The sequence below is a fragment of the Pectobacterium sp. F1-1 genome (assembly GCF_025643735.1).
Taxonomy (GTDB): Bacteria; Pseudomonadota; Gammaproteobacteria; order Enterobacterales; family Enterobacteriaceae; genus Pectobacterium; species Pectobacterium colocasium.
Genome location: NZ_CP104733.1, coordinates 3,049,903 through 3,063,913, shown reverse-complemented (window position 1 = coordinate 3,063,913; position 14,011 = coordinate 3,049,903). Strand labels below are relative to the sequence as shown.

11 protein-coding genes and 1 tRNA gene are annotated in these 14,011 nt (G+C 43.3%); 8 read left to right on the top strand and 4 right to left on the bottom strand.

All coding sequences use genetic code 11. The annotated features are described in order from the left end of the window. Positions 1-81: 81 nt before the first annotated feature. From NAL19_RS13565 to NAL19_RS13545, 5 genes are read left to right on the top strand one after another with little or no spacing between them, the layout of a single operon-like run. Positions 82-2,145: a glycosyltransferase family 2 protein gene (locus NAL19_RS13565; protein ID WP_263057634.1), complete on the top strand. Its 2,064-nt coding sequence runs from the start codon at positions 82-84 to the stop codon at positions 2,143-2,145. Further along, positions 2,142-3,761 (top strand): glycosyltransferase, encoded by a 1,620-nt coding sequence (locus NAL19_RS13560; protein ID WP_263059719.1) that lies wholly within the window; start codon positions 2,142-2,144, stop codon positions 3,759-3,761. Before NAL19_RS13565 ends, NAL19_RS13560 begins: the two co-directional genes overlap by 4 nt. 22 nt (positions 3,762-3,783) lie before the next feature. Further along, positions 3,784-4,275: a glycosyltransferase family 2 protein gene (locus NAL19_RS13555; protein WP_263057633.1), complete on the top strand. Its 492-nt coding sequence runs from the start codon at positions 3,784-3,786 to the stop codon at positions 4,273-4,275. After that, positions 4,275-4,601 carry a hypothetical protein gene (locus NAL19_RS13550; protein ID WP_263057632.1) on the top strand — a complete coding sequence of 109 codons (327 nt, stop codon included), beginning with the start codon at positions 4,275-4,277 and terminating at the stop codon, positions 4,599-4,601. Before NAL19_RS13555 ends, NAL19_RS13550 begins: the two co-directional genes overlap by 1 nt. A gap of 34 nt (positions 4,602-4,635) precedes the next feature. Continuing rightward, the gene (locus NAL19_RS13545; protein WP_263057631.1) at positions 4,636-6,090 is read left to right on the top strand and encodes a class I SAM-dependent methyltransferase; all 1,455 of its coding nucleotides are present in this window, start codon (positions 4,636-4,638) and stop codon (positions 6,088-6,090) included. 272 nt (positions 6,091-6,362) lie between these two features. Here the strand turns inward: NAL19_RS13545 and NAL19_RS13540 are convergent, their stop codons facing one another. Further along, complete coding sequence (locus NAL19_RS13540) at positions 6,363-7,403, bottom strand: glycosyltransferase (protein WP_263057630.1); 1,041 nt, start codon at positions 7,401-7,403, stop codon at positions 6,363-6,365. A gap of 477 nt (positions 7,404-7,880) precedes the next feature. On the opposite strand from NAL19_RS13540, the gene NAL19_RS13535 reads away from it, so the two are divergent. The 3 genes from NAL19_RS13535 to phoH all read left to right on the top strand — a co-directional run bounded on the left by NAL19_RS13535 (position 7,881) and on the right by phoH (position 10,640). Beyond that, entirely contained in the window at positions 7,881-8,603 is a 723-nt protein-coding gene (locus tag NAL19_RS13535) for an RNA polymerase sigma factor FliA (protein ID WP_015840766.1), read from the top strand. A gap of 201 nt (positions 8,604-8,804) precedes the next feature. Beyond that, positions 8,805-9,320 carry a flagella biosynthesis regulatory protein FliZ gene (gene fliZ, locus NAL19_RS13530; protein ID WP_263057629.1) on the top strand — a complete coding sequence of 172 codons (516 nt, stop codon included), beginning with the start codon at positions 8,805-8,807 and terminating at the stop codon, positions 9,318-9,320. Positions 9,321-9,851: 531 nt separating this feature from the next. Next, complete coding sequence (gene phoH / locus NAL19_RS13525; RefSeq protein WP_263057628.1) at positions 9,852-10,640, top strand: phosphate starvation-inducible protein PhoH; 789 nt, start codon at positions 9,852-9,854, stop codon at positions 10,638-10,640. 88 nt (positions 10,641-10,728) lie between these two features. On the opposite strand, the gene NAL19_RS13520 is transcribed toward phoH, so the two are convergent. The 3 genes from NAL19_RS13520 to NAL19_RS13510 form a co-directional block, all read right to left on the bottom strand. Then, a tRNA-Ser gene (locus NAL19_RS13520) sits at positions 10,729-10,818 on the bottom strand. A gap of 219 nt (positions 10,819-11,037) precedes the next feature. Further along, positions 11,038-11,676: an RpiB/LacA/LacB family sugar-phosphate isomerase gene (locus NAL19_RS13515; protein ID WP_263057627.1), complete on the bottom strand. Its 639-nt coding sequence runs from the start codon at positions 11,674-11,676 to the stop codon at positions 11,038-11,040. 215 nt (positions 11,677-11,891) lie between these two features. Continuing rightward, on the bottom strand, positions 11,892-13,925 hold the full coding sequence (locus NAL19_RS13510) for a choline transporter (protein WP_263057626.1): 2,034 nt from the start codon (positions 13,923-13,925) through the stop codon (positions 11,892-11,894). Positions 13,926-14,011: the final 86 nt, after the last annotated feature.

The window sequence follows — 14,011 nt, the reverse complement described above, 5'->3', positions numbered from 1 at the left end:
GTTTATTGATAGGTAAATACCCTTCTTTTCCAGTAATATAATAGCATCGTCGTCCTTCCCTTTTGTAGAAGGTTTTCTGTCATGCCACGTGTTTTTATCAGCACTCTTCAACTTACTGACTATCAGGATGAGACATTAGCAGCGTTAGACCTCATCAATGAATTTCTCGATAGAGGCTGGTGTGTTGATGTTTATTGTCATCAATATGATAACGAAGTAAAAATGCTCATTGAGCAGCGGTATGTGGATAAAACACTGTTTGTAACTGATAGCGCAGAATACGAATTTATCGAGAACTATGATCTCCTTTGGTTACAGTACACATCGTTGAATACCAGCCTGCTCAGACGCTTGTTAAACGGCGGCATACCGACAAATATTATTTTTGATCATCTGTCATTGCAGGGACGGGAAGTGATGCCTGCGGATGTTACATTAGAAAACCGCTTGGCAGATAAAGCACTCGTTACATTGCCGCGACTGTGCAATTTTTTACGTGATGGCGGTATTGAACCATCAATTATCCAGGTTTTCCCTACTCCTGTGTCTAAACATAATGAGGCACAGGTGACCGCACGAGGAAAACGCGGTCTTAAAAAATTGCTTGTGATCGCTGATGCAAATTCACCTTTTTTGGGCTCACTTGCAGATGAACTTTTGCCTCATTACGTTAACTGTGATTTGCTTAGTCGAGATCAATGGCTTCAAAGTGAACACCTGCAAGATTACGATGCCGTCCTCACGAGTGGTCGCATTGGCCAGTGTGTGTTGTGCTCGGGTATACCTGTTTATTTATATCGTGGTAATGAGTTTATTGGCTATGTTAATACAGAGTTAACTGAAGGTAATGTGTTCCGTGAGGAAACAACAGGAAAACCGCTTTCGGCTAGAGAAGTTGCAGACGACATCGTTAAAGGCCATCAACGCGCAGTGGAATACACGCAACAACGGATGGCTTATTATAAGACGCGTTGGGATTTTTCCACGGCTCTGGATGAGCTATTGAAAACGCTCCCTGAGCCTGCGCTTAAAACCATAACGGACCAAGAGTTACAGCGGCTTACGCTCCATAATTTAACTTTACGCGATAAAACCAAACCTTTTTATTCTGTTGATCAATGGCTAAGCGAACGATGCATTAGTCCAACTCGGCGTCATTTTTTGCAGGCGTTTATTCAGGCTTACCCAGAAGTTGGTAATATTGGTGTGGTCATTATGGCTCAAGGAAGTGATGAGTTGTCAACATCACTGTCATTAGCCAGTGTGCAGTCGCAGTATTATGCAGCAAGTCATGTCTATGTATTGGCAGATGACATTGATAACCGTGGCACCATTCCTGATGGTGCCGTCTGGCTATCTGCTAATACTGATACCAGCAACACATTAAATGAACTTATTAATCAAACATCGTCTTCATTTTTATTTATTTTGCCTGCTGGCGAGCGACTTTTGCCACATGCGCTGTTATTACTGGCAGAATATCGATTGCGTTTCCCTTCCGCTCGGGCATTCTATTTTGATGAAGCGATTATTAAAGAGGGTAAGGCTGATAATCCTCTGCTTAAGCCTGAGTGCAATATCGATATGTTACGCAGCTACCCTTATATTGGGCGCAGCTTGGCTTTCGATGTGCCATCATTACGTTCACTGGAGGAGTTTATTCCTCTTGATGGTGGTCTTGAACTGTATGATGCTGTTTGGCAATTGATTGAACAAGAAGGCCCGCAGGCATTAGGGCATGTTCCTGAAGTGCTAGTTTACACTGAGCAAACCTTGTTTGACTGGCTACGCAGTGGCGACGTGAGCAATGATTATTCCTATGTCGTTCAGCGGCATCTCACTCGTTGCAATATTGATGCGCACATCGCTTCCGACGAGAAAGAGGGAATGTGCCATATTCAATATCATCATGAGCATAAACCGCTGATATCGATCATCATTCCTACCCGTGATCATCTTTCTGTAATCAGCCGGTGTATTGAAACGCTGATGGAGCATACACAATATCCCTATTATGAATTGTTGGTTGTCGATAATCAGTCAACAGACCCAGGCACTTGTCAGTATCTCAGCAAACTTGCCGAGATGAATTTGGCCCAAATTCAGATTTTATCATGGCCACACCCGTTTAATTTTCTGCCATAAATAATTTCGCAGCCGAAAAAGCGAAAGGAGATGTGTTACTTTTTCTTAATAATGACACTGAAATCACGAATGGAACGTGGTTGGCTGCATTACTAAACCATGCTTTGCGCCCAGAGGTAGGCATTGTTGGCGCAAAATTAGCGTTTGCGGATGGGCGAGTTCAGCACGGTGGCATTGTTTTGGGCATGAATGACAGTGCTGCGATTGCTTTTCAGGGGGCGCCTGCAGACTCAAAAGGCTATATGAATCGTTTATGTACGACGCATAATGTCAGTGCAGTGAGTGCCGCTTGCATGATGATACGCCGCGATGTCTACTTTGAACTGGGGGGATTCGATGAGCAACAGTACCCTACTTATTTTGGCGATGTCGATCTTGCGCTAAAAGCTCGACAACAAGGGTATTTGGTTGTTTGGACGCCAGACGCTGAGTTGATTCATTTGGGCGGGGCGTCACGTCTATTGCAACGCTTTAATTTACCTTCTCAACCACAAATCACAGACATTGATGCACTCTATGAACGTTGGTTACCACAACTCACTAATGACCCATGTTATCATCCTGCTTATGGGAAATATTCCCCTGGTTTTGCGTTAACACCCGAAATGTCGCGCTTCCAGCGGCCGCTCCCAGGCCGCCCTTTACCTGTCGTCATGGGGGTGCACTCTGATTGGCATGGTTGTGGTCACTATAGAGTAATACTTCCTTTTCAGGAATTAGAAAGAGAAATGCATATTGAAGGTGGCTTAAAACATGGTCTGATAAAGACGGTAGATGTTGTTGATATCGCACCTGATGTTGTCATTATTCAAGGCGCAGCTGGTGTGGCATTGCCGAATGTTGCAGCTCAATATCGTCGATATACTCAGGCTGCCGTTGTTGCTGAATTTGATGACTATATTCTGAATGTGCCAATTAATAGTGGTAACAGAAAGCATTTCACTCAAAAATTGATTAAAAACTTCCGCAAAGCGTTAGACGCCGTAGATTGGGTGGTGGTGTCGACGCCAGCTCTAGCTGAGGCTTATTCTAAATATCACACTGATATTCGTGTTGCTTATAACCGCTTACCTGCATCGTGGTGGAAGGGGCTTGTCAGTTTACGTCGACAAGGTAAAAAGCCCCGTGTTGGTTGGGCTGGGGGAAGTAGCCATAAGGGCGATTTGGCGATTCTCCGCTCAGTCGTAAAAGAATTGGAAAATGAGGTTGAATGGGTCTTTATGGGGATGAAGCCCGAAGGCGTGAAATGTGAGTTTCATTCGGGTGTTCCTATTGATTACTACCCACAAAAGACAGCGAGTTTGAATCTTGATTTGGCATTGGTCCCGTTGGAATATAATCAATTTAATGAATGCAAAAGCAACTTGCGTTTGATGGAATTAGGTGCTTGTGGCATTCCTGTAATTTGTACTGATATTGAGCCTTATCGCTGTGGTTTACCTGTAACTCGTGTTGATAACCGTTTTAAAAATTGGGTGGATGCAATACGTATGCATTTGGCTGATAGGGATGCTACAGAGAAAATGGGCGATCAACTACGTGATGCTGTTTATCAGGATTGGATGTTAGAAGGTGATGGCTTAACTGATTGGTTACAAGCCTGGTTGCCGCAATAAATATATTTTTTTGAGGTGAATTATGATTGGAAATAAAAAGGTCGGTGTTGGTATAGTGACGTATAATCGGCCAGAAGGGCTGTCGAAACTATATAACTCTCTTCCTCTTGATTTTATAGATGAATTGGTTATTGTCAATGATGGAGAAAAACATAACCAGTTTGATTCAATTTCCTGCAATGTGATTCATAATCATGTTAATTTAGGTGTCGGGAAAAGCAAAAATATAGCATTGAAGTATCTTCAATCTAAAAAAGTCGAACACTTCTTTTTGATCGAAGATGATGTTTTTATAAAAGACAAAAATGTGTTTGAAACCTATATATCGGTTTCAAAGAAAACAGGTATACAGCATTTGAATTTTAGCCAACATGGTAATAATAATAAAGATACAAACGGAAAGCCTATTGTAAACCTGAAAGTTGCATATGAAGGGCTGGAGTTGCCTTTATATGGATTCTGTGTTGGTGCATTTCGTATTATACCAAAAGATGTTTGGATAAGATTGGTTTAATGGATGAGGGTTATTATAACGCAATGGAACATGTTGACCATACTGTTTCTGCTTTTAAGGCTGGGTTGCACCCACAATTTGGCTATTTTCCAGACATTCCTAACTCTTGGGAATATATTGGTGATGAGGAATGGAGTGAGTCTCAATCAACAATATGTCGAAAAGATGGTTATAATGATTTAAGATCTGCTGCGGTAGAGTTTTTTAAAGAAAAACATGGATGCTTTCCTATAGAATTTATGGAGAAGGATCAAGGGAAAGTTATTGCTATGCTGAAAGGAATAAGAGCAAAGTATACTCAAGTGAACATTTTTTTTAAGAAATAATCTATTTTATTTTAAAAGAGAAGGCAGGATTTTTATGATTCAGACTAAAGTTAATATCGTTATAATGCAGAATGTTGGTAATATGAGTAGCCTTGGGTTCTTAGACGCAGCACTATTTTATAAGTATCAAATAGAAAAGATGGGAAGGTTTGTTACATTAACAAAAAATAGGTTGGTTTTCGATTCTATCAACATCATTTTTGGTGCGAATGATGTTATACCCGAAAATTGGAATAAATATTGTTGCTTATTCGTCAACCTTGAACAATTAACTGATGGTGGATTTAATGCAAGTGATGAGTATAAAGAGTTAATAAAAGAAGCAACAGTTATTGATTACAGTGTTTTGAATATTAATAATTTAAAAAACAAAAAAAACATATATCATGTCCCTTTTGGTTATGCTTCTTACTTAGATATTGATGTCCAGCCCATTGAAAATCGAGAGATTGACATTCTCTTTATTGGGTCTATGAATGAAAAAAGAAAGCGAATTATTCAAATTATAGAGTCTACCGGTCTTTCAGTTAGTACGTTTGATAGTCCATTATATGGGCCAGAGAAAGATTACTTTATAAAAAACGCAAAATGTGTATTCAATTGCCACTATTATGATTCTTCTTTATTTGAAGAAGTTAGGGCTTTCAATGTGTTATCACAATCAACGCCATTTATTTCATTGATTGATGATGACGAAATTATCCCAACTCAATATAAAGATAGTGTTGTTTTTGTTAAAGAGGATGAGTTAGTTAATTACTTTAGGGATGTATTCGGAACATCAAGTTTTTATGATGATGTTTATGCTAAGCTTGAACGGTTTAAGTTAGTTGATGTCTCTTCATATTATCAAAATATAATTGATCTGGGTGATTCTCTTATAAATAAAATAAATTTTGTAAGAATTTCTGATGAAATTAAAAAAATACACATAGGGTCAGGTAAAGATTATAAGCCAGGATGGATTAATATTGATATATCAAAGAGTGCCTCTCCTGATGTCATTCTAGATTTGAGCAGGGAACAATCATTCCCAGTCATTAAGAAGTCTCCATTTTATGGAGAGGTTTTATTTAAAGAAAATCATTACGACTTTATATATGCAAACAATGTTTTAGAACACGTGCCAGACCTTGTTACTATGATGGGTAATTGCCTCTCTTTGCTAAGAGTTGGTGGGCGTTTTTTTATCGAAGTTCCATATGAAAAATCTGATACGGCTTGGCAAGATCCTACGCATGTAAGAGCATTGAATTCTAACTCATGGATATATTACACCGATTGGTTCTGGTATCTTGGTTGGTTTGAGTTTAAATTCAAAATGATTGAATCATGTTATCTTGATATAAATCTTTCTCAATGCCGAGAACACACGGCTGCATTTATGAGAGTTATTTTAGAAAAAACACCAACTACACTTCAGGAAAAATGTTTAGCACGAACAATGCAAGCGGACATGGGAGGGGTGGGGACAATATTTGATTACTGAATTTTAAGCATAAAGTGTATTAGCTCTGGCAGTTACTGATTATTTATAATGGTAACTGTCAGATTACGTTTGGTTTAATTACTATCACTCTGAAAATTTTAAAACTCAGAGTTTCGCATCGGGTTTTTTCACTTTATGATTATACTATCAATATGAAATTGTTAAGTGCTGTGTGAATGCACGGAAATGAATTAATTAAAATCAAACCTGATTAATAGGCAGATTTTATTGACTCAGAAAAGAAACTGATTTTTATACTGTTGCGATTTTATCTATTTTATTCTTTTTATCCCATCAAGCGCCAACTTATACTTCCCGCATCGTTGGTAATAATCAAGAGCTTCAGACTTCATACCAAAACACTCCAATATAACTGCTATGTTGTAATTGGCTTTATACGTTCCAACACCTTGTTTTCGACCTGGCCCCATCTTCGTGCAGAGCTGAAATGCATTGATAGCATTCTGAAAATCAGCGTTATTCATGAGTATTAATGCTTTTAAAAACATGAAGTCGGTTGAGGAGCAGAGATCTTCATATTGTAAAATTTCTAATGCTTTTTCATACTGTGCGGTGTTAATTAAACAATAACCGTAGCATTCAATCAGGACTTCATTGTAATCCTGATGCATACCTTTTTGTAGATGTAGTGATGTTTCAAAACTTTGTGCTGCTCGCTCATAATCTTTCCCCAGATAGTAACTTTTTCCTAATTGATAATGTAGGTAAGCGTCATCACTTGTTTTATTGATGGCGTGTTGGAGTAATGTAATATTTCGAGCGATCTTGTTTTTGTTTTCTATAACTTCTTTTGTGTAACCATTATGAATAAAGGATAGAGGGGCGTCAAAACGTCCATCTGGTGCTTTTCCCGTATTTTTCTTATAAATTTGTTCATGAATAATACCGAAAAATTCATAATAATTTTTATTGAAAATGCGACTTATACGTTCTTGAATTAAATCTGCTTCTTCCGAACTTTCATCATTAGTTACGCTGGCAATTTCTACAGCGCCTACCTGTGTCGGATGTGTGTTAATAAGCTCTGAAAGCAATGCTACATCAAATTTATTAATCACTTCATCGGCATCAACAACTAAAATCCAATCATACTTGGCAAATTGCAGTGAGTAATTTCTCGCAGCAGAGAAATCTGATATCCATTCAAAGTCATAAACTTTGTCAGTAAAACTTCTGGCGATATTTTTTGAGTTATCGGTCGAACCTGTGTCAACGACAACAATGTCGTCAAAATACTTTGCAATTTCTTTCAGCGAGTTACCTAAGTGCAAAGCTTCATTTTTCACGATCATGCAGACTGATATCATTTATACACCACATTTTCAAAGGCTTGATATCTCTCAATACTATATTAATTTATCTGTGATAACAATTTTATACTTGCCCGCCATCGACGATAGATAAAGGGGCCGAGTGAATGCGCGTAGACTTTTATATTATTGACTATAATGCCTTTGGCATCATTAGTGCTTATATCTACCGGTACTAAACGTTTCACATTACAGTTGACTCTCTGAGGGAGAAGTGCGGTTTACCTATTTGTGTCTGCGCTAAATTTGCTCCCTTCAGAAGTAGAGATACATCACAAATTTGGTGTCGTATTACACCCTATGTGTCTACCATTTGTGTTTCTCACCGCAGACTCTTTACCAAATTCTGCCATACATAGCAGGAATAACCCTTCTTTTTTGACGCTATTCAGACGATTGGCTACCCTACCTAAAAGCATAATAGTGTCGATAACATTATCATCGTAGGTATTTGTCACTGTGAGCGATTTGTATACCGCCGAAGGCACAATGGATAAGAATTCCCTCTGGAAGCGCTATGTTCCACTAGTGCGCCATGAAGCCTTGCGTTTACAGGTTCGTCTCCCCGCGAGCGTTGAGCTTGACGATCTGCTACAGGCTGGTGGTATCGGTTTGCTCAGTGCCGTCGAGCGCTATGATTCGTTGCAAGGTACTGCGTTTACTACCTATGCCGTTCAACGAATCCGCGGTTCGATGCTAGATGAATTACGCAGTCGTGATTGGGCTCCACGCAGTGTACGGCGTAATGCACGGGAAGTGGCACAAGCAATGCAGCAGGCTGAACAACAGCTCGGTCGTACTCCAACGGAGCAGGAGGTTGCGCAGGCCCTGAATATCACGCTTGAGGATTATCGTCAGATATTGCTGGATACGAACAACAGCCAGCTTTTTTCTTACGATGAATGGCGCGAAGAACATGGTGACAGCGCAGAGGCTCTACTGGAAGGCAATGAAGATGCGAACCCATTGCATCAACTGATGGAAGGTAATTTGCGCCATCGTGTAATGGACGCGATTGAAAGCCTGCCAGAGCGTGAGAAATTGGTATTGACGCTCTACTATCAGGAAGAGTTGAACCTGAAAGAGATCGGTGCCGTTCTCGAAGTCGGGGAGTCGAGAGTCAGTCAGTTGCATAGCCAGGCGATAAAGCGCCTGCGCGTGAAATTAATGAACGATGTTTAATTGCGCTGCGTAGGAATACTGTTATCAAATATATCTTCAGTCTCTGAAGCGCAGGATCATGGCAACGTTTGAATATTGATGAGTGTTTTTCGTCTGTATTTAAATGATTAATGCTACCTGTTTTTAGCACTCCAACATTTCTGGTGTAATGAAGGTGCTATTGCTTCACATTGAAGTTATATATCGTCATGGAATGGATTCATGCACCCATCAATTCGGAAGAAACAGCTGCTAAGCCGTTATCTGAAAGACTTCAAACACAGACAGACCAACTGTTCCCAGTGTGATAAAGAACTCGACCGCGTTTCACTGGTATTTCGCAATCAGCTCATTAATAAAAAATCGATTGGCAGCATCGACAGGCTTATTGATGACGAAATATGGTCCGGTCTGCAACAGGAATTAATCCCACTCTGCCGCTTTTGTAGCGAAATATTATGCAATACGACTGCTAGCTATTTCGATATTAAAGCTTTCACACAGTATCTGATCGAGCAGACTGAAGTCCGCCATAGCACGATGCGCGAGTATGTCATTCGCCTGCGGCGGTTGGACGAACTGCTGGCTGCCAATAACTATCCCACAGAAACCTTTTCCCGGCACCGCGATGGGGTACAGCAGCGCGTGTGTGATTACCTTCCCGATATTGAGCAAAATATTTACCGCAGTGCCTTACGAAAATACGATCAATATCTGGACTGGCAGCGGCATTTCTGACGCACATAATGCGTCATTTTTAGGCTGACATTGCCAAACCATGGGATACTGACTATACGTAAATGTTATGACAGTGTAAAAAATGCTTGCATTCTAGGGGCAAATTATTGCACTGTCATAATACTGAAATCATTCGGCACTAATTTTCAGGCAATGGTTAGCAGTAGTTCTACGATGCGATCAATCATTATTCAGTGGAATAGTCGTTGTCACAGTGAGGAACGCGAATGGTAATGTCCTTTTTTGGACTTTGTAGTCGATGTCAAGATTCTACGCTGCTGACTCGCCGATGCGAGGGATGTTCCTCCCACTTATTTTCAACGCTGTGCCATTCTCTGGTTACCCAAACTTTCCGTGTATTTTCTCTTTCTATCCATCAATGTATTGTCCATTTTCCACTCGGTTCGTGGATGAATCATGTGTATTTTCTGTCCGCTATTGGCTTAATAAGGAAGCCTAACCTCAGTAGTGAGTTAAACGTCACGCGCTGTAGACCAGTGCGGTAAGTGAAACAAACTGTAAGGTGCCACTATGGGAAGACAAAAAGCAGTGATCAAGGCTCGTCGTGAAGCAAAACGCGTTATTCGTCGTGAGTCGCGTAGCCATCGTCAGCGTGAGGAAGAATCGGTCACTTCTCTGGTACAGATGGGCGGGATTGAAGCAATCGGAATGGCGCGTGAGAATCGCGATAATTCTGCTATTCAAGCTCGTACGGCTGCCCAGGAACATTACTTGTCTGCGATAGAAAACAAACAGTTGATTTTTGCCACAGGTGAAGCTGGCTGCGGTAAAACGTATCTGAGCGCTGCGAAAGCGGCGGAGGCACTAATCCATAAAGAGGTTGAGCGTATTATTGTTACGCGGCCGGTATTACAGGCCGACGAGGATCTTGGCTTTTTACCCGGAGATATTGCGGAGAAGTTTGCGCCTTATTTCCGTCCGGTTTACGACATACTTTTGCGTCGGCTGGGGGCTTCTTTCATGCAGTATTGTTTGCGGCCGGAAATCGCCAAAGTCGAAATTGCGCCTTTTGCGTATATGCGCGGGCGGACATTTGAAAATGCGGTTGTGATTCTGGATGAGGCGCAAAACGTGACGGTGAACCAAATGAAAATGTTCCTGACGCGTTTAGGCGAGAATGTCACGGTTATTGTCAATGGTGATGTGACGCAGTGTGACTTGCCTGCCGGGGTGAAATCTGGCCTGCGCGACGCACTAGAGCGCTTTGTTGAGGATGATATGATTGGCGTGGTCTCTTTCGGTAAAGAGGATTGCGTACGTTCGGCCTTGTGCCAGCGTACGCTCCATGCCTATGGTTGATGCCTGTGTGGTACAGGAATGAAAATGCCTGTGCCATCACCATAAAAGAAAACGCCCCTGACGTGAGTCAGGGGCGTTTTCTTTTATATGGCGGTGAGGAAGGGATTCGAACCCTTGATACGTTTTCACGTATACACACTTTCCAGGCGTGCTCCTTCAGCCTCTCGGACACCTCACCGGGGGTTACCTACAAGGGGCAACGGGGCGCTACTATAGGGAGTCGCTTAGCTCCGGTCAAGCAGTATTTAGCGCGAACGGTGCGTCTGGCTAAGCATTGAACGGTAACGGATAGTCCGCGTAATAGTGTCGTTAAGATGTAGGCAAAATGGGTGGGTAATGGGCATAAAAAAACCACAGACCGCCATGGCCTGTGGTGTGTTTGTCAGCGAGTTGACGATTACGCCAGCAGCGTTTTGATGTAGCTGGTCAGTGCTTCGTCTTTGCTGTTAGCGAAGAAGTATTCCTGGAATTTAGGACCAGCAACGGCGCCTTTAACCAGATCCTGATCGAGGCCTTTCAGAATGGTGATCAGGTCGTTGTAGGTGACTTCTTTTACGGCATCCAGGATTTTCTTGTTACGTTGTTGAGGAGCAACGCGATCGCTCGGATAGCCTCTGCCGCCTTCTTCTTTGAACAGCTGGGTAAACAGGTTTTCCAGGTTCAGTTCAGCGCCCCAGCCAAAGCCTTTAGCGTAAGGAACAGATACAGCGTTACCGTTGTTGATCTGAGAGAACAGGTAAGCATCAGATGGGTCAACAACCAGACCGCAGATTACGCCAGGGAAGGAGTTACACGCCAGCATCGCGCCTTGGCCCGTACCACAACCGGTCACAACGAAATCAGCTGCGCCAGAGTTCAGCAGGATTGCAGCCAGAATACCGTTCTGGATGTAGGTCAGCTGTGCGGCATCTTCAACGGCGTATTGACCGTAGTTGTGTACAGTGTGGCCCAACGGTGCAACCGCTTTGGTCAGAGACTCGGCGATGATGGCGTTTTTGGCAGCCTGGCTGTTCTCGTTAATCAGTGCAATTTTCATGTTCGTTCCTTTTTTGTGACGGACAAATACATTTTTTAAAACTGTATTTCAATTTGATGTGTGCAGTATACCGTTTCAAAAATAAAGCGCAAATCGTGGAAGCAAAGAATGCGGCACAGCCCATAGATTCAGGAAAAACATGATGAACGGAAAAGTGATAATAAAGGTATAACCTATTGAAAAATGGCGCTGTATTTCAGCGCCATAGGGTAGGGTTAGGCATCCGGGAAGGTTAGCGTATTACCGGGTGCTTCTCGATTAAGATGAAGAAAATTCAGGTGGCGCTCGTACTGATCCAGAATGTCGTTAATCACCTGTTCTTTACTGTAGTCCATCAGGTCATTCCCTTGACTTCCTTCCAACAGGAAAGTCTCAAGGCGGTAATAATCTGATTTCCCCGAGCGAGCGCGGTAGGTAAAGGCAGGGACGCTATAGCGCTGTGGCCAGATTTGATAAAGGAAATTCTGTTCATCACCCAAATCCACCAGCAGTTCGAGATGGTTCAGGCGCTCATCTTCGACAGGTGGCAATTCGTTGACTTCAACGCTGGCACCGCGCAGGCGCAGTTCACGTGCAACATCCTCCATCGCCGCTTTACAGACGTTATCCAGCATTTTCTGTGTATGCGTTGTACCAGGGAAATTCATGACGCGTGAGATACGTTGTTTCCAATTCAAACGATCGTCGCCTGAAATGGGCATTGGTGCCGAGGTTTGTAAGGAACTGGCTTTACGGTAGTCCTCCACGCGTAGTGATTTATATAACCCGGCCATAATAAAGAACATCACAAAGCTAAACGGTAATCCCATGATGACGGTGGTGTTCTGTAATGCTGACACGCCGTTTGTCATCAGCATACCTAGCGTCAGCAGGCCAATCGCGACTGACCAGAAAATCCGCAGCCAGTTTGGCGCGTCATTGTTGATGTCGCCAAGGCGAGAAGTAAAGTTACCCAGTACCAATGAACCAGAGTCAGCAGAGGTGACATAAAACAGCAGGCCGGTAATGGTCGCGACAGAGGCGCTCAGGCTGAAACCAGGATACTGAGCCAGCAGGCTATAGAAGCCGCGCTCTGGGTGCTGCATAACTTCATTGGCAAAGTCCAGATTACCGTGGATGACCTGATAAAGCGCGCTGTTGCCGAAAATGGAGAGCCACAGCAGGGTAAAGACAAACGGAATGATCAGCGTGCCGACAACGAACTGTCGAATCGTTCTGCCGCGTGAGATACGTGCCAGAAATAGCCCGACAAACGGTGCCCACGCCACCCACCATGCCCAGAAGAACAGCGTCCAGCTATTCATCCACTCGGTTGGGCGATCGAACGCAAAGCTATTGAGCGTCATGCCCGTAAAACGGTTGATGTAATCCCCGACGTTCAGCACCAGCGCATTCAGCAGAAACTCGGTATCGCCCCAGAAGAGCAGAAAGAGAATTAAACCCAATGCAAGCAGGACGTTAAGCTCGGAGAGGAAGCGAATGCCGCGATTGACCCCGGACGTCACGGAAACGGTCGCCATGATCACGGAAAGCAGGATGAGCGAGGCCTGAACGGTGAGGTTCTCTGGGATCTGGAACAGGACTTTCAGACCATAGTTCAACTGAACGACGCCGATGCCCAGCGTGGTGGCGATACCGAAGATGGTTCCGAGTACGGCCGCGATATCAACGCTGTGGCCAATCGGGCCATTAATGCGTTTACCAAAGATAGGGTATAGGGCGGAGCGAATCGTCAGCGGCAAATTATACCGGTAGCTGAAGTAGCCAAGCGCAATACCCATCAACGCGTACATTGACCAACCGGTTAATCCGTAGTGAAACAGCGTCCAGACCATCGCCTGCCGTGCCGCTTCCATCGTCTGACCTTGTCCTTCCGGCGGCATCATATATTGCGTAATGGGTTCCGCGACGGAAAAGAACATTAAATCGATGCCGATCCCCGCTGCAAACAGCATTGCGGCCCAGCTCATCAGGCTAAATTCAGGTTTCGACTGCTCTGGCCCGAGCTTGATCGAACCAAAGCGAGATGAGGCGATGAAGATGACGAAAACGATGTAGAGCGTGGCGGCGAGCAGATAGTACCAACCAAAGGTCGCAGAAACCCAGTTAAGCGCGTGGGTAATCCAATCGTTCGCCTCTTTGTTAAACAACATGGTCATCAGCGAGAAGGTCAGGATGAGTCCCGCTGATGTGTAGAACACGACAGGATTCAGGCGATCCTGTTGAGTGGTCGTTTCTGATGTTGGCATGGTTATCCCTTGCGTTACGTGAACAGATACTCTGATTCCTCTCTCCACGAAGCGTGCTTAGCGCATACCAAGAATGGGGCGCAGGA